Below are 22,183 nucleotides of genomic sequence, written 5' to 3' on the forward strand. Positions count from 1 at the left end.
GGCAGGAGCGTTTACTCCGCGCTTTGGATTGGTTTTATCTTATCTTTTCACGGCATAAATCCGGTGCTACAGGTTTTTAGGCGGGAGCGTTTGTCCCGCGCTTCGGATTGGTTTTATCTTATCTTTTCACGGGATAAATCCCGTACTACAGGTTTTTAGGCGGGAGCGTTTGCTCCGTTTTGGATTGGTTTTATCTTATCTTCTCACGGGATAAATCCCGTGCTACAGGCTTGTAGGCGGGAGCGTTTGCCCCGTTTTGGATTGGTTTTATCTTATCTTCTCACGGGATAAATCCCGTACTACAGCTTTTTAGGCGGGAGCGTTTGCACCGCGCTTGGGATTGTTTTTGTCTTATCTTTTCACGGGATAAATCCGGTGCTACAGGTTTTTAGGCGGGAGCGTTTGTCCCGCGTTACAGGTGACTATTGATTGAATGTCACAGAAAACGTCATTGGAACGGTTAACCCGATACTCTTTAAGCCCGCAAGTTCTTGTAGCTTAGCAATGCCAGGATCTAAATCATGGTTTGCTGCTTTAATTAGAACCGGCTTAACCGTTGTAGCGTGGAAGCTATCATCATCATCTTTGCTAATGTTTATTTCAACGCTATAAGGAGCAGACTTGCCTTTGATCGTAATATTCGTATCAAGGGTCACCATTGCTGATGTTCCTGCACTCATGCCCATCACTGATTCGGGTAGTTGAGCTGTGATCGTTGCCTCTGGAGTATTTTTCACATCAAAAAGATATGTCTGCATACGCTCGTTACGAATGGCTATATTGGTTTCTACTGAACTCAATTGCACCGCTGCTTGAAGCTGGCCGGAATCACTTAGTTTGCCAGATAGTTTGGTAAAATTATGAATTTCGCTGATGTGCTCATTCTTTGTGGAGATAAAGTTCACGGTTGATGAATCATTATCAAGGGTCCAACTTGCGTGGGAAAATGACCCAAATGCCGCACAGCATATGGCAAAACTTATAAGACTATGTGTTCTCATTTGCTATTCCTTATTTATATTCGACTATTTCTTGCCAATTTACCTGATGATCCCCTAAAACAACGAAGTCTGGATTATCAGTCGTATCTCGTCGGTTATAAGTAAGTGGTAGGAAGTTAGCTGAAAGTATACAGCCACCGGCTTCTTCTACAATACATTGTGAAGCACCGGTATCCCATTCACCAGTCACTCCAATTCGTAAAAATACGTCTGCTTTCCCCTCTGCAATAAAGCAGGCTTTAAGAGAACAACTACCTAAGGGTAGTGTTTGATATGAACGCATATCGCTCATATGGTTCATTATTCTTTCCCGCGGCTGACGTCGGCTAATGGCGATCATTACTACGTCTGTCTTAGGCTCTTCAAATTTACGTACATGGATCTGTTTATTGTTTTCTAGTGAGCAAGATTTATAAGCGCCATGTCCTTTGCTGGCGAAATACAGTGTTTCTCCAGCCGGCCAATAGATAACTCCTAACACAGGTTCATTGTCTTCAATTAACGCTATATTGACTGCAAAATCGCCACTGCGTGCTATGAATTCTTGAGTGCCGTCAATAGGATCAATTAACCAGTAGCGCTGCCAATGTTTGCGCTGTGCCAAGTCACCGTTATTGGTTTCTTCTGACATTATTGGAATGTCGGGGGTTTCTTTTAACAAAATATCCATGATAATTTCATTGGCTTTGTAATCTGCAGAAGTAACTGGAGATTCGTCTTCTTTTTCATATGCTTTGAAGTCGCCACTATCATAGATTTTTAAAACTTCTTCGCCCGCGGTTTTAGCCGCAAATTTAGCTATTTCTAACAAATTTTTTCGAGGGTCTACAGCCATTATTTTTCCCCTGATGAATTTTTTGCCAAATATTTTTGTACTAAAAATAAAGCCGCGATACAGCGAGCCTCGATAAAATCGTCACGTGCCAGTAAAGCGTCTAGCTCGTGTATAGACCATGGAATGACCTCTAAAGGTTCTGGTTCATCCCCTTCTAAACGGCATTCATATAGATCTTGAGCTAATAAAATATTCATTTTCGCATCAAAAAATGTCGGAGCCATACTGACAGTATGCACCTCTTTTAACACGTTCGCGCCATATCCAGCTTCTTCTTTTAACTCTCTATTACCAGCTTCAAGAGCTGACTCGCCAGGATCAATTAAGCCTTTAGGGAAGCCTAATTGATAAGAGTGGGTACCAGCAGCGTACTCTCTGATAAGCAAAAGGGTTTCAGAATCGATGAAAGGGACTATCATTACTGCACCACTGCCTGAACCAGCCATCCTTTCAAATTGACGGGTTGCGCCATTCGAAAATTCAAGATCTATGCGTTCGACACGAAATAAACCGCTTTTGGCGACGATTTCTCGTTGATGAATTTGGGGCAGTGTTTTATTCGGGTCTATTTTATTCATTTACCTATCACGTTAAACTACGGCAGTTCCATTATTCAGGAACTGCACTTTATACTACATTTTGCCTTACTTTAACTCATGGATCACTGACTTGCCAATGTTGCCCTGGAACCAAATTAGAACTGTTTTACTCGATATGGATGGAACCCTGCTCGACTTGCACTTCGACAACCATTTTTGGATGGAAGTTGTACCGCAAAAGATAGCACAAAAAAAAGCCATCAGTCTCGAAAAAGCAAAAGAATATATTCACCTTGAATACCAAAAGGTGATGGGAACGATAAACTGGTATTGTCTTGATTATTGGGCGGAAAAGCTCGATATGGATATTATTGAGGCAAAACGACAAATTAAACATTTGATCAGTATGCGTGAAGACACTTTGCCATTTCTCGACGCTTTGCATAACAGTGGCAGACAAGTTGTGCTAGTAACTAATGCGCACCCGGGAAGCTTGTCACTAAAAATCGAGCAGACTCAATTGGATAGTCATATCGACACCTTGATTTCTACCCATGAATTTGGGGTAACAAAAGAATCTCAGCTGTTGTGGCAAAAATTACAGAAACGCTTGGGGTTTGATGTGCAAAGTACTTTGTTCGTCGATGATAGTGTACCGATTTTACATGCAGCTAAAGAATTCGGGATTGCTCACTTGTTAGCTGTTGAGAATCCAGATAGCCAAGGTGAAATCCGCAATATTGATGAGTTTACGAGTATTCAAGATTACCGATTCTTAATCGATGATATTAACAACAACCCGATAAAATAAATCGCGAAAGGAAGGTCGATAGAGGGAACTTATGCTCCCTCTGTTCCTAAAATTTTATTTTATAAAACCCTTGTTTGTCGGGACGGCCAAAGAACTGAGCGGCATCCCTAACTTGTTTGGGTAAACTATCGTCGGGTTTGAACTGACCATTTAATTTTACTTTTAATGTGCTTGGAATCCGAGCATCAGCGGTTAAATTAAATACATTGGGTGGGGTGATTTTGACTAGAATATCATCCTCAATGCAACTTAGATTTGCTTGAAAGTTACCTAAACTCAAAGGTTCACTAAGCCCTACCAAGCCTTCTAACCCCGCATTCAACCATTGGCCTTTGCCGGATAAACCAATACATTTTCCAGCATAATCTAGTTCGGTTAAAGAGACTTTAAAGCGGCCTCCTGCGTTTACTGCTATTGGTAAGGGGGCTTGGGCAATAGCCATATCTGCCGGTAAATACACAGTTAAATCGGAAGATTGAACATGGCTTGGGTCGAACATATCAATGCTAACGATGCCTTGTAATGAGACTTTGTCACTTGAGCGTAAATCCCCGCCATCTATGTCTAGCGTCATTTGGCCAAATAACAAATCCCAAAATGACACCTGCCAGCTAACATCTTCAATGGTAATGTTATTAACACTGATAATACTAGCTGAGGCATTCCATATCGTTCCTTGCACACCTTCAATGCTCAGATCATTGGATTGGTTAGCGCGGTAAATAACTTGGCTAGCGGGTAACTTAATAATGAGTAAAATCAAAAAGGCTAAAATGCCTAGAAGACTCCACTTAACAACTTGCTTCATGATTTTCCTAACTGCAAACTTCTGACTTTTACCATTCCTGACACGTTGGCTTCCGCTAAATCAACATTGATGATGCGGATCCCAAGATTTTCCATACTTTGTAACCAACTCACCACATCGTTAAAGGGGGCTTGGTCTACCCATACCTTTAACTCTTCGCCTTGAGGCTGCATTCTAGAAATTGCTATTTTCACCCGCCCAGCAGTTTGATTGACTGCTTGGGGTAACGAGCCTGAAAACACAGATGCATTACCATTTCCGCTGCGCATTTGGATTGCACGATTTGCATTTTGCTTAAACCATATTAGGTCAGCTTGTTTAGTCGCGACTAACTTGCTTTGAGTTTGCAAAGAATTGTCAATAGGGGCCCACACCAAGTAGTAAAATAGGGCGATTATTAATAACAAACCCGACACTACGACTAAAATTCTTTCGCGCTCTGATAGCTGATTAAATTTATCCAACAAATCTTTCATATCAGCTCCTTATCGATAACGAACCAATCACTTGGTTGTCTTTGTTGTTAATTGCACCTTGTTGTACCTCAAAGCCTTTTTCTTGGGCTAAACGTTTAAATCGTTCCAATGCTTCGAAGTTTGCCGCAACGGCCTGTAGTCGCAATTCTGAACGCGCACTATCAAAACGTATAGTTTGTGGTTTAACGTCGCTATTTTGAAAGGCTTCGGTGAGTTGTGACATCATTGCTAGCATTGATGTTTGTCCGCCCCCGTTGGCTAATTTAGCCAGTTCTCTTTCCATCGCTAAACGGATTCTTGTGGGTTTTGGTTGATTAGGAAAGGCTTTGGCAAATTGCTCGTGCATTTGCTTAGTTAGATCCGCACCTTGTTGTTTAAGTTGATTAACTTGCACGCCTTTATCAACCAATGTAACCACAAGGGCGAGAATAGCTAAAACCGCTGCAACTCGCCATTGACGCCACTGACTACGACTTTGTTGTTTAGCTTTAAACTCGCCTTGTAACAGATTAAATGTGGTTTTTAAGGCACCTGTTGCAAGCAATTGCATGGGTAAGTCTAACTGCTGTTCGATTTGTTCAACGTTGGCTAAGTTAGAAATATCTAAGTCACTGTGATTCGCTACTTTTAGCGGTGTTGTTTGCTGTTTTGCAAAATGCTCAGTGGCTTGCAATAACCAAGTTGCATCACCTTGCAGACCTTGCCATTGATCTTGACGAATAATAGCTTGCTGTCCAAGGGTTACTAAGCTCCACGCATCTTCAATGTAGGGAAGGGCAAGTATATCGGGGAGCATTTTATTGCAGTACAAACCGGCTTGTTTGATAACCTCTAGCCAGTTTGCCATCTTATCTCTGCTAACTACTGCAACCGCTTGCATGTTGCCATTTTTTTCCCCTAAGGCAAAAAACTGTTCGCTAATATCCATGCTTAAATCTTCCTCAAGCATGTATGGTATCGCCGTTAGCGCTTTTCGCGATGCCTTCGCTGGCATGGCGACCCATTTCAACAAAAAGTCACAACCTGGGACTAAGGCGGTAATAGGACGTTTGCCTGCACGTTCAGATAAAGAATTAAGCTGTTCCGCATTATCTAGTACGCCAGAGGCAATAATTTCCTGCTCTTGACCAGACCATACTAACCAATTGACTGGGTCACTAGTGGTTGAGCCTAGGCGGATAACCAGATGTTCCATTAAAGTACTCCTCCAAATTCTCGTCGTATGACAATCATTTGGTCGTTATTTTCTACTTTCAGTAGGGAAGACATAGCAAATGTGGCGTTATTGTAACGGGTCTTGGTATGTAATAGAAAGTATTCTGTTTTTACATCAAACCAACGTTGTTGTTGTTCGGTTAATGTGTGATTGGTAAACAGTGTTTCCGCTAAGAAATCCTGTACATTTTGGTAGCCATCAGGTGCACGATTACTGATGAGGCTTTGAATTTCCGATACTGGTGCACCTGTTAATGCTGCTAATACAGGAGCTTGGTCTTCTTTTACAGTATTCACATTAATTTTCATTTCTGACACATTTGGAATAACACAGACCATCGGCAGCAGGTCATTAATCCATTGGGCTTTAACGCCGTTAACTAGACGTATTTCAGACTTACTGACCATTAAGTTGTTTGCGGCTAAGTAAGGGTTTACTAACGCGGCATAGTCGGCATCTTCGGCCCCGCTTTGTGACATGTTGTCATCTTGGTCCAGCCAATCAATTAACGAGTCTCTGACAACTTCAATTGAATAGTTATCTAACTCTGGCACAACGTTGGTCAATAAGCGTTCAAACGCTAGGGCCTCTTCAGGGACGGAATTGATATCACCGCTGCTATTTCCACGTAGCGCCTTTTTAACCTCGCTGTCGCCGTTAGTGTTATCGCCATCATTGCCATTTTGACTGCTACCTTGTTGTACTCGATTTACCGAGTCGATGGCATTGATATTTAGGCAGGTTTGCATATCGGTCAACTGAGCTTGAATACCGCCACCTTCTAAAGGAAAGGTAAATTGTTCAGACCAGCCAGCTTCTAATGAAATCACATCAGGATTTGACTCTAATAGTTCACCGATGGATTTAATCGCAAATTGCTCAGCCCCCATTGCATACCAAAATGCTTGATTGTTATCTTTAATGTTGGTTGCGCGAGTCACTTGAAGTTGCAATCTTGACCCCATTTCAGTGGCAATAATCGCAACCAGCGCGACAATCATCAAAACAATGATTAAAGCGACCCCCTGCTGCTTTGAATAATTTGCCAAGCTAGTATTCACGAATCTGCGCTGCTCATTAAAAACTTACGCTCAATGACGCCGAATTCTTGACTGGTGATGGTAATCTTCACGGCTACTGGCAGGGTATCTTGAGCATAAGAATCATCCCAGCTTTGTGAGTCGGCAGAATCTTCGCCAGAGTTTAATAAAAAATGTACTTGAAAATCATCTACCTTAGTTAATAAAACCCGTACTTTGGGTTCATAACCAACTACATTATCAACGTAATTACCGTACAAACGCTCTAACCTACCTTCTTGCATACGGTAGCCAACACTTTGTAAGGTGCTGCGTTGTAACATTAGTTGCGGGTTTTGCCATCCAGCTCGCACAAAGGCAAAACCATCAGCTTCGCTTTCTAAGAAGTTCTTTTCTGCGTGCATAACTTGCGTGTTCTCTTCACCGTCTAGGCGCACTGCTCTGGGCACCGCTTGAAGCATATCTCGTTCAATGGTGAGCATCGCTCTTTGCAAAGTTTGTAGTTTTTCGAAACGATTTTCAGATAATTCATCACTGTCGATAACGGCGGTCATTACGCTGGTGGAAGCGATACCGATAAGAGTGAAGATTGCCACAGCAATCATAATTTCAATCAGTGTGAAGCCGCGTTGCTTTTGACCAATCATCTTATTGTGCTCTTGGGTTTAGCCATATAGGAGGTCACACTGGTTATCGTGCGGTCGAAATTTTCGTCGGTCCCCACTACGATTTCAATCCCGATCAAAGATTCATCCGGGGTGGACAATAATTTTTGTTGCCAGTACCAAGTAGTACCAGCCATCTTTTCTTCGCCCTTCAAATTGTCTTTTAGGGGCCAGCTATTTTCGATGTTGATTTGGGTAAGGCGATTATTGGCTACCCAAGTGGCAAAGGTAATATTTTCGATTTGGCTGACACCGTTTAAATGGTCAGTGGCCGATTTCATGATAGCGGTGCCGGTTATCGCAAAGATCAGTAGCGCCAGCATGACTTCTAACAAGGTGAAACCTTTGTTGTGAGTGTTAGTGTTCATAAGTCACTATCCAAAGGACCCAACCTTTCAAGGGGCACACTATCAATGGCATTCAGCTTAAAATACACGGGATCATCATTAGAAAAATCAGGCTCATACATCATAGTTAAACTAAATGGTGTCACGTCACCACTGGATAACAACATGATTTGTGGTGGCGGTAGTTTTTTCTCTTCTTCTTCACTGCCAATGTCAACGCGGTCCTCATCAAAGGATAAAGATTCATCGAATATACCGTCGCTAAACAAATTGTCTTCTTCAATCCAAGGTAATTCGTCGAGCTCTAACGCCAAAGAGTAGGGTTCTGGTAATTGATAACGACCGAACGCTTGTTGGCCTTCCAGTAGTTGCCAATTTTGTTCTTCATCTAACTGCATAAATATATATTCAGCGGTTTCAGGTTCAATACGAATACCTAACTCTTGCTGGTTTAACACCGCAAAATCAGATGCCATATCCACTACTATCTGGAATCGTTTCGCTTGTTTTTCTAATTCTTCAGAAGGGGTCGGTGAGAAGTTATTAAATGAAATTACACTTATAACAATTCCCATAATTGCTAGCACCGCCATGATCTCGATGAGAGTAAATCCTGAATGGTACTTTAATGACCGTGCTCGCATTATGGGCAACTCAATGTTTAGTTTAGGTAATCGCCAAGATTCCAGTTACCAATATCGTCTTCCGTTCCTGGTTCACCATCTGGGCCATTAGAAAAAATATCTATCACGCCTATTTCACCTGGGCTAACCAATTGATAAGGATTGTCCCAAGGGTCATTAGGCAAACGATTAATATAGCCGCCGGTTGGGTAATTGCGTGGAATAGGGTCTATTGTCGGTTCGTTAACCAAAGAATCTAACCCTTGCTCGGTGGTTGGGAAACGGTTGTTACTTAACTTGTAGCGGGTCAATGCACTTTCCAATGATTGAATATCAATAGCAGCAGCTTTTCGCTGAGCTTCTTCTTGGTTACCGAGTATTTGCGGTGCCACTAGGCCCGCCATGATACCAATAATCAATAACACCACCATTACCTCTATTAAGGTAAAACCAGCTTGTCGAGGATTGTTAATTTTCATTACATATTCACCATATTATTAAGCGCTAAAATTGGTTGTAGAATTGCCAGTACGATAAACAAAACAATTGCTGCCATACTAACAATCAAAATTGGTTCAAAAACTTTTAATGAGACACCAACTAGGGCTTCGAATTCCCTATCTTGGTTGTCTGCTGCTCGTTTTAACATTTGCTGAAGCTCACCGCTTCTTTCACCCGATGCAATCATATGCATCATCATAGGCGGAAACATTTTGGTCTTTTCTAAGGCTCCACGCAGACTAGAGCCCTCTTTCACTTTAATTGCCGCATCGGCTACAGCTTCTCTAATGTGCAAATTTTCAAGTACATCACCGGCTATGCGCATCGCCTCTAACAACGGCACTGCACTCGCGGTTAGTATACTTAATGTGCTGGCGAAACGCGCCGTATTCAAGCCCTTGGATACTTTACCAATCAAAGGTAATTCCAAAATAAACTTGTGATAACGTTTTTTCATAAGCGGTTGTTTGAGAATTCTGCGAATCAAGATTATCAATATAACAATTAACACTATTGCAATCAGACCGTAGCTTTGTAACCAAGTGCTTACAGAGATTAAGATGCTGGTAATTGCAGGAAGTTCCTGACCCATGTTGTCGAATTGTCCTACAATTTTAGGCACTACTACGGTCAACAGTAAGAAAATAATACCAAATGCAAAAAATAGCATGATGGCAGGGTAAACTAGTGCTTGGGTAATTTGGCTGCGAGTGCGTTGACTTTTTTCTGTGTAATCGGCCAGTCGATTAAGTACAGTGTCTAAATGCCCTGACTTTTCACCTGCTGCAACCATTGCTCGAAATAGCTCATCGAATACTTGCGGAAACTCTCCCATTGCATCGGCAAGAGAATGACCTTCTACTACCTTACTGCGAACGGCCATCATCATATTTTTATGACGGGGCTTTTCACATTGTTCTGCTACCGCTAAAAGTGCTTCCTCGATTGGCAAAGCAGATTCAACCAAGGTGGCAATTTGCCGTGTTAAAAGGGCTAAATCGCTGGCGGATATGCCGCGCGTGAACAAGGTGAATCGATTTTTGTTGTCGCGCTGTTGCTGTTCCGTTACCTGCTCAACTTCTAGCGGAATAAGCTCTAATTCTCGCAACTGTTGTCGAATATGCCGAGCGTTATCGCCTTCTAAAACACCACTTTTATTGCGACCAGATTGGGTAATCGCTTTGTAAGCATAAGCGGCCACGGTTAATCCTCCCGGGTAACGCGCAGTACTTCTTCTAAGGATGTATACCCAAGAAGTACTTTGTTACAGCCGTCTTCGCGAATACTCGGTGTATTTTTCCTAACATGTTTTTCTATGGCTTGCTCACCATGACCATTATGAATTATTTCACGGGTTGGTTCGTCAACTACCAGTAATTCGTGGATCCCGGTCCGACCGCGATAACCTGTTTGATTACAAGCGGCACAGCCTTTGGGACTATAAATATTTTGGCTATTGGAGGCATGCTCTAAGCCTAAAATTTGACACTCGGCTTCGCTTGGAAGGTGAGGCGTTTTACAATCAGGGCAAAGGGTTCTTACTAGTCTTTGCGACAAAACAGCCAGTAAACTGGAAGATAACAAAAAGGGTTCAATTCCCATATCTTCAAGTCGAGTTATGGCTCCTGCGGCGGTATTGGTGTGTAACGTAGATAATACTAAGTGACCGGTTAAACTGGCCTGCACACCAATTTGTGCTGTTTCGAGATCGCGAATTTCACCAATCATGACCACGTCAGGATCTTGCCGTAATATTGCTCTCAAACCTCGCGCAAACGTCATGTCTACACGGGGATTAACTTGAGTTTGGCCGATGCCTTGTAAATCAAATTCGATGGGATCTTCAACGGTTAAAATATTCCGGTCTTTCGAATTTATTTCTGAAAGGCCAGCGTATAGGGTTGTACTTTTACCTGAGCCAGTAGGACCTGTAACCAAAATAATCCCGTGAGGTTTGCGAATTAAAACGGAAAAAATTTCACGGTTTTTTGCGGTCATACCTAAATCAGTTAAATTTAAGCGGGCGTTATTTTTATCTAACAAACGCAGAACCACACGTTCACCATGACTCGAAGGCATGGTTGAAACCCTAACATCCACAGCGCGTCCGGCTATTCTTAAGGTAATGCGGCCATCTTGAGGAACGCGCTTTTCGGCAATATCTAACTTCGCCATGACTTTAATACGGGACACTAGCATGGAAGATAATTTACGGTTTGGCCGTAATATTTCCCGTAACACTCCGTCTACACGAAATCGCACTATTAATTGATTTTCGAAGGTTTCAATATGAATGTCAGAAGCACCTTCTTTAATTGCTTCACTTAACATTGCATTGATTAACTTGATGATAGGCGCATCATCTTCATTTTCTAATAAATCTTCGGTATCAGGCAGTTCTTCAGCTAACGCGAATAAGTCACTTTCATTGCCGATATCTTCCATCAGCTGTTTAGCCGCTGACGAGTCGCGCTGAAACGCCTTGGTAAGCAGGTTTTCAAATTGCTCGTCGGCAATTTCTTTTAATTGAAAGTCAGCCTGCAGAAATCGACGTACCTCAATGAAAATTGAAAAATCTGTGCTTGCTGTGTGATACAAAATAGCGGGTTCTTCACCGGTATCCAACAACACTTTATGACGCTTCGCAAAACTAAATGCTAACTGCTTGTGTTGAACCACATCTTCATCAGCCATTTCCGTAGAATTAACTTCAGCGTCTAACAGATTTGGATTGAGTTCAGCATTTTCAGCTGTTTCAATACTCATTAATTCTTGCTTTCCTGCTCTTTATTCAACATGTATTCTTCGAAAGAAGGCGGTAAAGATAGTTCATCTTCCCACTCCGGTAATACAGGTGTATCAGTATTAGGCATCAAAGGGATACCTTCAGATTGACGCTGTAGTTGCTGCGCACGAATGTAGTTGTATTTTTTATGGCTAATAGAATTCATAGTCGCGCCATCTCGCACGATGGTCGGACGAATAAATACCATTAAGTTACGTTTGCGCTTGCTGGTAGTGGTGGATTTAAACAAGTTACCTAGGTAAGGAATATCACCTAATATAGGCACCTTGGAAACACTTTCCTGCACTTCTTCGTCGATTAAGCCACCCAGTACAATTGTACCGCCGTCATCCACAATTACTGTGGTTTTAATTTCCCGTTTGTTAATCGCAATATCAACAGATGTCGCACCACTGACGCTAGAGACTTCTTGTTCAATTAATAGTTGAACCGCATCACCTTCGTTGATTTGAGGTGTCACTTTTAGTTTTATACCTACTTCTTGTCGTTCCACAGTTTGGAATGGGTTGGCATTGTTTGAACCCGTTGAAGAACCGGTAATAATAGGTACTTCTTGACCAACGATGAAGAACGCTTCTTCATTATCCATGGTGGTTAAGTGTGGAGTAGAGAGAACGTTAGAATTGGTATCAGTGCTTACTGCTTGTAGTACTGCCCCCCAACCATCTTTCACTACACCAACTAAGAATCCGTTAACGCCGCCTAGCAAGGATGCTAGTGAAGTGAAATCACCAGATGTGACAGAGTCATATGAATACGGGTCACCATCGTCATCGAACCCTGTGGTCGTGGTTGTTTGATCTTCTGCTTCATCGGCTGCAACTGCTAACGAGCCAATCCCCACAACACCATTTGTAAATTGCTGACCACCACCATCTTCACTGGCCCACTGAACACCTACCGTTGTGCCGTCACCTTCAAATACTTCAACAATAATGGCTTCAACGGTTACTTGTGCTCGACGTATATCCAACTGACGAATGACTTCTTCTAGCGAACGCATCATGTCAGGCTCTGCGGTGATTACGAGTGCATTGGAATCTGAGTGAAAATCGATACTTACTTCACGGTTGTTAGATGTTCTACTTTTTGTATTGCTGCTTTGTCCGCCTTGTTCTTCGGCTTGAATGCTAGCACTTACTCCTTGCAGAACTTTAACTAGCTCTTCTGCTTTAGCGTAATTCACAAAAATAACCCGAGTATTACCGCTGGTTTCTAATTCTTTATCCATTTTGGTAATTAGGTTAATTAAGCGTTTGCGACCTTTGTTATCGCCAGACACTATTACACTATTGGTTCGGTCGTCAGCTACCAGACGAGGCTCCGATTTACCGGTCGTTTGGGTTTTGGATGCATTTTTATTGATGTTTTCAATAATTCTCACCATCTCTGATGCAGATGCATATTTAAGTTCTACTATTTCAACTTCTTCATCACCAGCTTGATCCACACGCTCAATGATCTCTACCAAGCGATTTACCACAGCCGCTCGGCCGGTCAGCATCATGACGTTGGATGGGTCATGGCTCACTACGTTGCCACCACCTGCTTGATCGTTCAACTGGCGAAGAATCGGGGCAAGCTCTCGCACTGGCACGTTGTATACCGGAACCACACGGGTGATCATTTCATCACCATCAAAAGGGGTACCTTGAATAACCGGAATATTAGATGTTTTTGCGTCTTTAGCTCGAACTACTTTCAATATGCCATTTGGCATTTCTACCACGGCAAAATCGTATACTTGTAATACGTTGAGGAAAAATTGGTAATATTGCTCTTCATTAAGCAAGTCATAACTACGTACGCTGATTTTGCCGCGTACGTCTGGGCTGACGATTATGGTTTTTTGCAGGTTCTTGCCTACAATATTTATGAATTCGGAAATCTCAGCATTTTTAAAATTGGGGGAATATTCTTTAGCGGATGTCATCGTCGACATCGTCAAAAGCATTGCACATGCTGCCAAACATAAGCCTCTAAATCTACTACGGCTTGTTTGCGTCATAGGGGTAATCCTCATAAATCTTCTCCCCCTTCAGGGAAATCCAAATACAAAGTGAGAAGTTCCTCACTTCGACTAATTGTTAGTTGTAACGAATCCGATTGATTTAATGCTGCCAAGGCTTCTATAGCTTGTTCAGGATCAGTCAAATCTAAGCCGTTAATCTCGGTAATGACATCGCCGACTAAAAATCCAGCACCTTTAAATAAACTTGGATTTTTACCAGGGGCTATTTTATAGCCGGCAATTAAACCATCTTGGCCTTGAACCGGAGAGACCATAATGTAATCGGTAAATCCGGCAGGGTTGCGCCGTATCTCTCTGGTCGTTTCCACCATTTCAGGGGTCAATTCGGTATATTGTTCTTTGTCATCTATTCTATTATCAGCGGTCGTATCAACAGCTGGTTGGTATGCTTGGCTTTCTTTTGAGTATTCTAACCCGTCTAGCATTAAGGTTTCGCGACGAGGACCATTTTTTATGATTACCCTATCTGCGAACACTTCAACTAAGCTTGCATTGGTACCATCAATTTCATCATCGATGCCATAGGTATTCTGTGAACCGCGATTCTCAATTATCGCCGCACCAACACCTGGCTCATCAGTCTCGACCACACCTGTTAAGGTTAAGTTCAAGCGGGTTTCAGGTGCTTCCGTTACTTCTTGTTTAACCGTGGTGACTTCTTTTGCGGTTAAATCGCCAAATAGGTTTAAACTTTTCAACTGTGACAAACTCACTCGTGAGCCAGAGTTGCTTGAAGTATTGCCAGTTTGGTTAGTTTGAAAACTTTGATTTGAAGTGTTTTGTGGCTCTGGAATTAGCCGCCAAGTCATCTCAGCTAAAAAAGCCAAAAGATACAGAACCAACAAAATAACAACCAACAGATTAATCTGTGATTGATATTTGCTAATTTGCAGCCATATTTGACTTAAGTTTGTACTACTAAGGCTCATCTTTTACCACTTTTTGGTCGATTATCGTCGCTAAACGGGGACAATGATAACCAGTAGATTAAAGGGCCACAACTATTAAAGATTAACATTACCATATAATTACAATTCTAAGGTTTTTAAGCTTAAGCCCAATAGGTTCTATATATGAAGAATAAGACAGACAACAAAAACACTGAAATAGTTCGCTTAGATAAGTGGCTTTGGGCTGCTCGATTTTTTAAAACCCGATCTTTAGCTCGAGACATGGTGCAATCTGGCAAGGTGCAATATAATGGACAAAGAGCAAAAGCCAGTCGAAGTGTCGAATTGGGTGCGACAATTGTGCTCCCTGCCGGATTCGATAGCAAGGAAGTAATTGTAGAAGGGTTAAGTGATAAACGAGTAAGTGCACCACAAGCTCAATTACTCTACGCGGAAACAGAAAAAAGCATCGCGCAACGTGAAAAAAATGCAGAGGCGCGCAAGTTAAGCGCATTCCATAGTCCGAGACCAGAGACACGACCGGATAAAAAGCAGCGTCGCAAAATAATTCAATTTAAACAGCAGTAAGAGAATCTTATGTCCCATTTTGATCAGTTACATCGTTATGTCTTTAACAACGCCAACGTACGCGGTGAACTTGTGCAACTAGAAAATAGTTATCAAGAAATTCTAAATTCACAGCAATATCCCCCTGTCCTTCAACAATTACTGGGTGAATTAATGGCTGCTGCATCTTTGCTGACTGCAACGTTAAAGTTCAAAGGTGATATTGCTTTGCAATTGCAAAGTGAAGGTTTGGTTAAGTACGCAGTAATAAATGGTACTCATGATCAAAAATTGCGTGGTGTGGCAAGGTGGGACTCAGAAGCGTCTGAACTTCCAACATCGTTAACCGAACTCATGCCTAAGGGAGTGTTAGTTATTACCATTACTCCTGAAGTGGGAGAGCGATATCAAGGCATGGTGGCGATCGACAAGCCGACTTTATCAGAGTGTCTTGAAGGGTATTTCAGCCAATCTGAACAACTGCCTACCAAAGTCATTTTAAAAACCTCTCACAAAGGTGAAATAAATAGAGCTGGTGGTTTATTTTTGCAAGTTTTGCCCACCAGTAGCGAAATGACAGATGCGTCTGAACATACTGACTTCATTCACTTAACTACGATTAGCCAGACTATTACTGCTGAGGAATTGTTAGGGCTGCCAGCCACTGAAGTATTGCACCGACTTTATCATCAAGAAGAAGTCCAACTTTACCCACCTCAAGACATTAAGTTCTCTTGTACCTGCAGTAAAGAACGCAGTGCTGCGGCGATCGCAAATGTTGATAAACAAGAGTTACTTAATATTGTGGCCGAAGATGGTGCCGTAAGGTTGAATTGCCAATACTGCCACAAGGAATACAGTTTCGATGCGATAGATATCGAAGCAATTCATAACGAAGGCCATGCTCAGCCTACGCAGACACAATAGTTCGCTACTGCTATATTTGAATGCTGTTGGTTAAACCAACAGCAATGCAGATAAAGTCCAAAGCATAGCTGCGCATGTTGCGGCTATGCTAGCAGGTATTATTTGTGACTTAACATGGTCCATCAAGTCACAACCTGTGGTCATCGCACTTAAAATGGTTGTATCCGAAATGGGAGAGCATTGATCACCGTATACGCTGCCATTCAAAACCGTCGCAAAACAAATCGCCATGAAAATTTCTGGGTGAGCAACTTCTTGATTGATGCCAATTGCCCAAGCTAACGGCATGGCTAAAGGGAATGCAATTGCGTATGTACCCCAACTTGTTCCGGTTGAAAATGCAATGATCATGGTTAGAATCTGGAGAATGACAGGTAACATCCAAAATGCTATTTGATGGTCGAGTAAATCTATCAAAAATAAACCACCACCAATTTCCTTATTGATACCGCCAATTGTGATCGCCAATACCAACAGCACAGAAGCAACGACCACTGATTTTAGACCATTACCAATGCCGCCAAGCAATTCGTCTAAGGTCATCCCTCGTGATAAGGCCATTACACAAGACAAGCAAAGTGCTGTAGCGAATGCCCAATTTACTTTCGGCGAACCTAGCGTAATAAAGGTTCCTACTGCGATAGCAATTAAGGTGACCAAAGGCACTGCAAATTCATAAACACTCGGCGAATAATGGTTAGGCACTTCCGATTTTTGTAATTCATCAGTATGTATCGGGTTTGCATCTTTTGCGTCTAAGCGGCCAGTATTGAGCGCCCGTAAACGGGCTGTACGGATTCGACTACCGCAATGCCATGTGACGTTAAAGCACAACAAGAGCGTACCCAATACCGCGAGAATTCCATAAAAGCTAAAAGGGATACTGGTGAAGAAAAAACGGATTCGATCAGACTCGGTTGCCAGAAAAGCCACGCCAGGCACAAATATCAATGATTGCACATAGACTGGCCAAGCATTGAAGGCTAAGACTGACGCGATGGGCGATGCCGTTGAATCTACAATGTAACTCATTTCTTCGTGGCTGACTTTTGCTTCATCTGCAAAGGGCTTAACCGTTGTCCCCACCAATACTGTGCTTATTGTTCCTCCTTGAAAAAAGAATACGCCTAATATCCATGTAATCAGCTTCGCTGAGCGCGGCCCCTTAACAAAATGACGGGTCATCGCCTGAGCGAATGCTTGTGCTGCTCCAGTGCGAGTCCAGACTCCCATCAAGCCGCCAAGCAGCCAAAGGTACAATAAAACAATGGTTGCAGCGCTGTCTGAGGCGATGCTTGGAAGCAGCACTTTATCGGTAATATCATACCGACCTAACATGAGTGCGCCGATAATTGTGCCACCTAATAGGGCAGGAATCGGCTGTTTGGTAAGCAAACATAATGAAATAGCAATGACGGCCGGTAATAACGACCAAATACCAAAATGGAAAGCGGTCTTGAGTAACACCAGTTGTTGGTCAGGCATCCTTACCCATTGCTCAGATAACGCAGGTTTACCATACTGATCTAAAGCGCTTTGTCGCAATGGGGAGAGTTGATAATCAACGATGTTTTTGACTTCAAACTGGTGATTATTGATGGTGTAAACAAGTTCGCCTGATGCATTGTTATAAGTGGGGTAAGAATGCTGCTGTTCTACCCAGTTTGGTGTGACAGAAGTATTAATATAAAACGCGGAGAACAAAGCCAGAACAAATAGGTAAAGCGCTAATTTATTATAATGCATGATGAATAAAACAACGGATACGTCTAGTTATCGATTAATCAAAGCCTAACACGGCAGGATAATATCAAGGCCTCACAAAAAGCCTCCTAATCATAACTACAGGTTATAACTTGGAGGCTTTTATATTAGATTGCCTGATCTGTGATTTGCCTGTTTTTACCGATTAAGGCGCAGTAAATAGGGTTGAGAAAAATAGACTGTTTAGAAACAGCTTCTCTGTGCCATAAAAGTATCCGCGGAAATTAGGATCATCAGTAAATAATATAACACTGCCTTTGCCTTTTCTTTCAGCTACCAAGCTGGTTTTGCCTGCTAATTGCTGTTGGTTTTCAGCAGAAGCGTAGCCACTTAATAGTGAATTCTGGGCAATTTTTATTACACTGGCGTAGGGATTTTTAGGCGGTTCAAATGCTAAAAGACCGCTACGTTGGCTGGCAATCTCGCGGCGGGTATATCCGTAACCTAGTGGGTGACTAATATCTAAATCACCGGCCATAACCGCACCACCAATAATATCTTGTGCCTTAACCATTGCCTTATTTGAATAATCAATTCGCGATTGTGAGGCTAATTTTCCTTTGCCAATGTCAGCCACTTTAATATCCAGTAATTTTGTTCCTGCCCAGCGCGCACCATCACCGATACCAACCAGAGATCCGCCCTTCCTTACCCAAGTTGAAATCTTCTCTTGTAGCGAATTACTGATATCTGAATATTTTCCATCCGTCATGACTAGGTGGGTATAGGCTGACAAATCCGCACTAGAAAGTTTACTTTTATCTAGTAAAACAACAGGCATATGCATACGTTTATCTAACAGGTGCCACACCTCACCAGCCTGATAGGGAGACATTCCAGGCCCAATAACCAGTGCGACTTTTGGTAAAGTGACAGCGTCAATACTATTGCTGCCCAAATCCATACCTATGCTGGTGGTATGGGAGCTGTTTAATGCGTAGGCTTTTACCCCATCATGAATTGCTGCCTGCTGGATTATGTTATATAAATTTTCGCCGTTTACGTTTGCATTAGCACCTATCTGCTTGAGCACCGGCACTATGACACTGCCCCGTCCAAATGCTTGGATACCTTTATCAGTTTGTGCCTTAAAAGGTTCAGTGGCAATGCGCGGTAGATATCCCTGCTGCAGTAGCGTATTTAGTACTTTCGGCGCGTTGTAGTGGCTCCAATCAAAAACATAGGCGACATTTGCCCTGCTTGGTGGTTGCTGTGTTGGGAACTCGACTGTTATAGCTGAACCAGCTTTATATCTAGTGCGAGTTAGAGGCTCGAAGTCAATCCCAAAAGCAAGGGGCAATGTCCATCCAGACACATCATAAAAGGTATTATTTTCAAAGGTGGTTATCTTGGAAAACAGACCTTTAAGCATACGATAATTGGCCTGCTTTGACTCCACGATAAAGGCTTCGTTTTTACGAAATGTTTTACCGTTCACAGCAAAATCTTTTGTCAGTGGTTTGATCTGGATTTTGTTGCGAGTTAATAGTTGATTGAAATGGAACAATCTTACTGGATCTTCAGGGGCGCTGTAGATGTATGCTTTTATGTCATCTTGTGCGGCCATTTTAGCCGAGTTGCTGGCAAAATCCTGTTGAAATGAAAGCAGTGCTTGGCGCTTTTCAGCGGCATTTTCCAGAAGCGCTAAGGCCACATGGTAATAAGTTCGAATATTATCCTCAAATGACAACACACCTCGGGGCGTGTCGAGCAAACCTGCCGAGCTAGCCTGTTCAAACAATATTCCCAAGCTGCCAAACAAATGAGGATATGTCGCGCCTTTGCCTAAATAAAAATTGTCGTAAGACTCTTGATTAAAATATAGCTGAGCTTCGCTGTCCAAGAAGTCTCGCGGTCCTTGCACTACATCGCTGAGTAATTGCATGGCCCGATCATTAATCAGAGGATGCACTCTATCCGGTGCGCCAGGATGAAAATAAAACGACTTATATGAGCGCATTTCATGGAAGTCTGCGACTATGTTTGGTCGCCATTGATGAAACTTACTGACCCAACCCACAGGTTCAGGTTGTTGCTGTAACATCCATTGTCTATTCAGATCAAACCAGTAATGATTAGTTCTACCTGAGGGCCAAGGAGAACCATGTAAAGCGTGATTAGGATCGGTAATCGTGACATTCGATGAATATTGCCAATTCCACGTCGCTTCACGGTTGTTGCCATCTGGATTAAAACTGGCAGTGAGCAGAATGACACTGTTTTTAAGTAAGTTATCGATCTCTTCCCCTTGGGCCGCAGCTAAATGATAAGCAATCGGCAAGGCTGAATCGGTTGAGCTCACTTCGCCACCGTGTACACCAAAATTAATCCAACTAATTACTGGCATATCTGCGCTGACTGTACTTTTACCTCTAGGGGTTTGTATGGCCATGTGGTTCGCTTGAATTTGCGCTAAATTGGCCATGTTTTGCGGGGAGGTTATGGTTAAAGTAACTATTGGTCGATTTTCATTACTGTAGGCAATTACTTCATATTTGACTCGCTCAGATTGCGCCGCTAGCTGACGAAAATAAGCTGTCAGCATATTGTTCTGGACCATCTTTTGACCTAACCCATGACCTAAAAAGTCTTCAGGGGTAGTGACGTTAGGATCGAAAACCGTCGACGGCGAATAAAAGCTGTCAGCCTGAGGGGCAGCATTGGCCCTGGGACTAACGGAAGCGGTAAATAAAAGCGCAACACTCACGAGCGCTAGAAAATAGTTCTGCATGGTTATTTTACCTTGATGCTGAAGATTGACGGATGGGTTGTCCTGCTAAGGTCTGATTAACGACGCTTTGTTCAATGACAGGTTGGCCATTAACGATTAACCATTCTACTCCCTCACTAAGTTCGGTAGGCTGTAAGTAGCTCGCTTTTTGCTGATAAGTCTCAGGATTAAATATTACGATATCGGCAACGTAACCCGCTTTTAATTCGCCTCTGCCTGTCAATCCAAAGGTTTTAGCAGGTAAATAACTACTGCGTTGAATAAACTCTTGGGTGCTTAACCAACCTTTCTGTTTAACATATTCACGAAACTTTTTGGGGAAAGTGCCATATTTTCGAGGATGGCCAGTGCTGCCATCGGAAGAGGTCATTACCCAAGATTGCGTCATATAAGCTTTCATATCTTGATCGGACATATTGAAACTGGCGACCCGCGCATTACCTTCTAGAATAATTTGACGAGCTGCATCAATTGGCTCAATCTCCCACAAACTTGCAACCTCGGCTAGGGTTTTTCCGCGTATGTCGGGGCGTTTGGGATCACTAATGAGTAACGACTCTGCGCCGCCTCTGCGTCTTAAATTTTCAGCCATTTCTAATTTCAAGGTTGGCCATAGTGCGTCATCTTCCATTCGAGCATGATACGCTTCTTTGCTACCTGCCATGATATATCTTGGTACCAAACTACCTGCTACGCTGGTTCCTGATGCGCGCCAAGGATATTGATCTGCAGTAACGTCGATACCTTGTTGCCGAGCTTCGTCTATTAACTTGATCACCTCTGCGCTTTTACCCCAAACGTCAACGCCTAATGATTTGATATGCGCAACGTGCACGGGAATGTCTGCTTGTTGACCAATTTGAATGACTTCTTTAATTGCGTTAACCAGCCCTATGCTGTAGCTGCTTTCGTCGCGAATATGACTGTCATAGGCACCATTATACTGGGCTGCGACTTTTGCTAGTTCAACCACTTCACTGGTCATCGCGTAATTACCGGGTACATAATACAAGCCTGTTGAAAGTCCTAAGGCTCCGGCTTTCATTGCTTGTTCTACTAGGCTTTTCATTTGCTCAAGCTCAGCATCGGTTGGAGCGCGATCTTCTATGCCCATGACCGCTTTACGAATTGAGCCATGACCAACGTAGAGGACGACATTTGTGCCTATTCCTTGTTGCTCATATTGATTAAGTTTTGCCGCGACATCAACGCTACCGCCACCATCGACATTGCAAAAAACAGTGGTTACACCTTGGGTGGTGTAGTTCACATTTGTATTCGGGGAGTCTTTACCAAAATCATTGCAGGCATGGGTATGGGTATCAATAAAACCTGGCGCTATGATTTTGTCACCTGCATCTATGGTTTGTGTGGCAGTAATATGCGCAGGAAGCGTATCGCTAATAAAAGAAATATTGCCTTTATCAATGCCGATATAACCTGAAAATGCTGGTTGCTCATTACCAGTATAAATATTTTTACCTGTGATAATCATATCGATTGATTCAGATTTTTGAGTGCAAGCGGCACAGGATGCGATTGCTACAAATAATATTGAAAAGAACCGCAGTCGGCAATTGTTATACATTTTAGGGATTACTCTA

21 protein-coding genes are annotated in these 22,183 nt (G+C 42.6%); 3 read left to right on the forward strand and 18 right to left on the reverse strand.

Translation table 11 applies throughout. From position 1 onward, the window contains the following. Positions 1 to 422: 422 nt before the first annotated feature. From Q4567_RS10230 to nudE, 3 genes are read right to left on the reverse strand one after another with little or no spacing between them, the layout of a single operon-like run. Positions 423 to 1,001: a YceI family protein gene (locus Q4567_RS10230; RefSeq protein WP_216047806.1), complete on the reverse strand. Its 579-nt coding sequence runs from the start codon at positions 999 to 1,001 to the stop codon at positions 423 to 425. Positions 1,002 to 1,011: 10 nt separating this feature from the next. Then, on the reverse strand, positions 1,012 to 1,836 hold the full coding sequence (gene cysQ / locus Q4567_RS10235; protein ID WP_216047807.1) for a 3'(2'),5'-bisphosphate nucleotidase CysQ: 825 nt from the start codon (positions 1,834 to 1,836) through the stop codon (positions 1,012 to 1,014). After that, the gene (gene nudE, locus Q4567_RS10240; RefSeq protein ID WP_216047808.1) at positions 1,836 to 2,414 is read right to left on the reverse strand and encodes an ADP compounds hydrolase NudE; all 579 of its coding nucleotides are present in this window, start codon (positions 2,412 to 2,414) and stop codon (positions 1,836 to 1,838) included. The genes cysQ and nudE overlap by 1 nt, the downstream gene beginning before the upstream one ends. A gap of 91 nt (positions 2,415 to 2,505) precedes the next feature. Here nudE and yrfG point away from each other — a divergent pair, with 91 nt between their 5' ends. Then, complete coding sequence (gene yrfG, locus Q4567_RS10245; RefSeq protein WP_216047809.1) at positions 2,506 to 3,186, forward strand: GMP/IMP nucleotidase; 681 nt, start codon at positions 2,506 to 2,508, stop codon at positions 3,184 to 3,186. Between the two features lie 46 nt (positions 3,187 to 3,232). Here yrfG and Q4567_RS10250 read toward each other — a convergent pair whose 3' ends face one another. From Q4567_RS10250 to gspC, 12 genes are all read right to left on the reverse strand, one after another. Next, positions 3,233 to 3,994: a type II secretion system protein N gene (locus Q4567_RS10250; protein ID WP_216047810.1), complete on the reverse strand. Its 762-nt coding sequence runs from the start codon at positions 3,992 to 3,994 to the stop codon at positions 3,233 to 3,235. After that, a complete protein-coding gene (gene gspM, locus Q4567_RS10255) occupies positions 3,991 to 4,470 on the reverse strand; it encodes a type II secretion system protein GspM (protein WP_216047811.1) in 480 nt (159 codons plus the stop codon). The genes Q4567_RS10250 and gspM overlap by 4 nt, the downstream gene beginning before the upstream one ends. Before the next feature lies 1 nt (position 4,471). Continuing rightward, positions 4,472 to 5,665 carry a type II secretion system protein GspL gene (gene gspL, locus Q4567_RS10260; RefSeq protein ID WP_216047812.1) on the reverse strand — a complete coding sequence of 398 codons (1,194 nt, stop codon included), beginning with the start codon at positions 5,663 to 5,665 and terminating at the stop codon, positions 4,472 to 4,474. Beyond that, positions 5,665 to 6,747 (reverse strand): type II secretion system minor pseudopilin GspK, encoded by a 1,083-nt coding sequence (gene gspK / locus Q4567_RS10265; protein ID WP_303500290.1) that lies wholly within the window; start codon positions 6,745 to 6,747, stop codon positions 5,665 to 5,667. The genes gspL and gspK overlap by 1 nt, the downstream gene beginning before the upstream one ends. Then, entirely contained in the window at positions 6,744 to 7,373 is a 630-nt protein-coding gene (gene gspJ / locus Q4567_RS10270; RefSeq protein ID WP_216047814.1) for a type II secretion system minor pseudopilin GspJ, read from the reverse strand. The genes gspK and gspJ overlap by 4 nt, the downstream gene beginning before the upstream one ends. Next, complete coding sequence (gspI, locus tag Q4567_RS10275) at positions 7,370 to 7,759, reverse strand: type II secretion system minor pseudopilin GspI (RefSeq protein WP_216047815.1); 390 nt, start codon at positions 7,757 to 7,759, stop codon at positions 7,370 to 7,372. The genes gspJ and gspI overlap by 4 nt, the downstream gene beginning before the upstream one ends. Next, positions 7,756 to 8,382, reverse strand: a complete 627-nt coding sequence (gspH, locus tag Q4567_RS10280) for a type II secretion system minor pseudopilin GspH (RefSeq protein ID WP_216047816.1) — start codon at positions 8,380 to 8,382, stop codon at positions 7,756 to 7,758. Before gspH ends, gspI begins: the two co-directional genes overlap by 4 nt. 17 nt (positions 8,383 to 8,399) lie before the next feature. Beyond that, positions 8,400 to 8,840, reverse strand: a complete 441-nt coding sequence (gene gspG / locus Q4567_RS10285) for a type II secretion system major pseudopilin GspG (protein WP_252728976.1) — start codon at positions 8,838 to 8,840, stop codon at positions 8,400 to 8,402. Further along, the gene (gene gspF, locus Q4567_RS10290; protein WP_216047817.1) at positions 8,840 to 10,063 is read right to left on the reverse strand and encodes a type II secretion system inner membrane protein GspF; all 1,224 of its coding nucleotides are present in this window, start codon (positions 10,061 to 10,063) and stop codon (positions 8,840 to 8,842) included. The genes gspG and gspF overlap by 1 nt, the downstream gene beginning before the upstream one ends. Before the next feature lie 2 nt (positions 10,064 to 10,065). Continuing rightward, a complete protein-coding gene (gene gspE / locus Q4567_RS10295; RefSeq protein ID WP_216047914.1) occupies positions 10,066 to 11,556 on the reverse strand; it encodes a type II secretion system ATPase GspE in 1,491 nt (496 codons plus the stop codon). A 71-nt stretch (positions 11,557 to 11,627) separates the two neighbouring features. Then, positions 11,628 to 13,622 (reverse strand): type II secretion system secretin GspD, encoded by a 1,995-nt coding sequence (gene gspD, locus Q4567_RS10300; protein WP_252729002.1) that lies wholly within the window; start codon positions 13,620 to 13,622, stop codon positions 11,628 to 11,630. Positions 13,623 to 13,687: 65 nt separating this feature from the next. Further along, on the reverse strand, positions 13,688 to 14,629 hold the full coding sequence (gspC, locus tag Q4567_RS10305; RefSeq protein ID WP_252728978.1) for a type II secretion system protein GspC: 942 nt from the start codon (positions 14,627 to 14,629) through the stop codon (positions 13,688 to 13,690). A gap of 144 nt (positions 14,630 to 14,773) precedes the next feature. Here gspC and hslR point away from each other — a divergent pair, with 144 nt between their 5' ends. Both hslR and hslO read left to right on the forward strand, forming a co-directional pair. Continuing rightward, positions 14,774 to 15,178, forward strand: a complete 405-nt coding sequence (hslR, locus tag Q4567_RS10310) for a ribosome-associated heat shock protein Hsp15 (RefSeq protein WP_216047819.1) — start codon at positions 14,774 to 14,776, stop codon at positions 15,176 to 15,178. A 9-nt stretch (positions 15,179 to 15,187) separates the two neighbouring features. Further along, positions 15,188 to 16,084 (forward strand): Hsp33 family molecular chaperone HslO, encoded by an 897-nt coding sequence (gene hslO, locus Q4567_RS10315; protein ID WP_303500293.1) that lies wholly within the window; start codon positions 15,188 to 15,190, stop codon positions 16,082 to 16,084. 30 nt (positions 16,085 to 16,114) lie between these two features. On the opposite strand, the gene Q4567_RS10320 is transcribed toward hslO, so the two are convergent. The 3 genes from Q4567_RS10320 to Q4567_RS10330 all read right to left on the reverse strand — a co-directional run bounded on the left by Q4567_RS10320 (position 16,115) and on the right by Q4567_RS10330 (position 22,167). Continuing rightward, positions 16,115 to 17,830 carry a Na+/H+ antiporter NhaC family protein gene (locus tag Q4567_RS10320; protein ID WP_216047821.1) on the reverse strand — a complete coding sequence of 572 codons (1,716 nt, stop codon included), beginning with the start codon at positions 17,828 to 17,830 and terminating at the stop codon, positions 16,115 to 16,117. A gap of 163 nt (positions 17,831 to 17,993) precedes the next feature. Beyond that, on the reverse strand, positions 17,994 to 20,579 hold the full coding sequence (locus Q4567_RS10325) for a M14 family zinc carboxypeptidase (RefSeq protein ID WP_303500294.1): 2,586 nt from the start codon (positions 20,577 to 20,579) through the stop codon (positions 17,994 to 17,996). Between the two features lie 7 nt (positions 20,580 to 20,586). Next, positions 20,587 to 22,167: an amidohydrolase family protein gene (locus Q4567_RS10330; RefSeq protein ID WP_303500295.1), complete on the reverse strand. Its 1,581-nt coding sequence runs from the start codon at positions 22,165 to 22,167 to the stop codon at positions 20,587 to 20,589. Positions 22,168 to 22,183 lie beyond the last annotated feature (16 nt).

The organism is Aliiglaciecola sp. 2_MG-2023 (assembly GCF_030548145.1).
Lineage (GTDB): Bacteria > Pseudomonadota > Gammaproteobacteria > Enterobacterales > Alteromonadaceae > Aliiglaciecola > Aliiglaciecola lipolytica_A.

Coding starts and splice junctions, on each gene's coding strand:
- Q4567_RS10230 (WP_216047806.1), bottom strand. CDS start 1,001: ATGAGAACACATAGTCTTATAAGTTTTGCCATATGCTGTGCGGCATTT.
- cysQ (WP_216047807.1), bottom strand. CDS start 1,836: ATGGCTGTAGACCCTCGAAAAAATTTGTTAGAAATAGCTAAATTTGCG.
- nudE (WP_216047808.1), bottom strand. CDS start 2,414: ATGAATAAAATAGACCCGAATAAAACACTGCCCCAAATTCATCAACGA.
- Q4567_RS10250 (WP_216047810.1), bottom strand. CDS start 3,994: ATGAAGCAAGTTGTTAAGTGGAGTCTTCTAGGCATTTTAGCCTTTTTG.
- gspM (WP_216047811.1), bottom strand. CDS start 4,470: ATGAAAGATTTGTTGGATAAATTTAATCAGCTATCAGAGCGCGAAAGA.
- gspL (WP_216047812.1), bottom strand. CDS start 5,665: ATGGAACATCTGGTTATCCGCCTAGGCTCAACCACTAGTGACCCAGTC.
- gspJ (WP_216047814.1), bottom strand. CDS start 7,373: ATGATTGGTCAAAAGCAACGCGGCTTCACACTGATTGAAATTATGATT.
- gspI (WP_216047815.1), bottom strand. CDS start 7,759: ATGAACACTAACACTCACAACAAAGGTTTCACCTTGTTAGAAGTCATG.
- gspH (WP_216047816.1), bottom strand. CDS start 8,382: ATGCGAGCACGGTCATTAAAGTACCATTCAGGATTTACTCTCATCGAG.
- gspG (WP_252728976.1), bottom strand. CDS start 8,840: ATGAAAATTAACAATCCTCGACAAGCTGGTTTTACCTTAATAGAGGTA.
- gspE (WP_216047914.1), bottom strand. CDS start 11,556: ATGGCTGATGAAGATGTGGTTCAACACAAGCAGTTAGCATTTAGTTTT.
- gspD (WP_252729002.1), bottom strand. CDS start 13,622: ATGCTTTTGACGATGTCGACGATGACATCCGCTAAAGAATATTCCCCC.
- gspC (WP_252728978.1), bottom strand. CDS start 14,629: ATGAGCCTTAGTAGTACAAACTTAAGTCAAATATGGCTGCAAATTAGC.
- hslR (WP_216047819.1), top strand. CDS start 14,774: ATGAAGAATAAGACAGACAACAAAAACACTGAAATAGTTCGCTTAGAT.
- hslO (WP_303500293.1), top strand. CDS start 15,188: ATGTCCCATTTTGATCAGTTACATCGTTATGTCTTTAACAACGCCAAC.
- Q4567_RS10320 (WP_216047821.1), bottom strand. CDS start 17,830: ATGCATTATAATAAATTAGCGCTTTACCTATTTGTTCTGGCTTTGTTC.
- Q4567_RS10325 (WP_303500294.1), bottom strand. CDS start 20,579: ATGCAGAACTATTTTCTAGCGCTCGTGAGTGTTGCGCTTTTATTTACC.
- Q4567_RS10330 (WP_303500295.1), bottom strand. CDS start 22,167: ATGTATAACAATTGCCGACTGCGGTTCTTTTCAATATTATTTGTAGCA.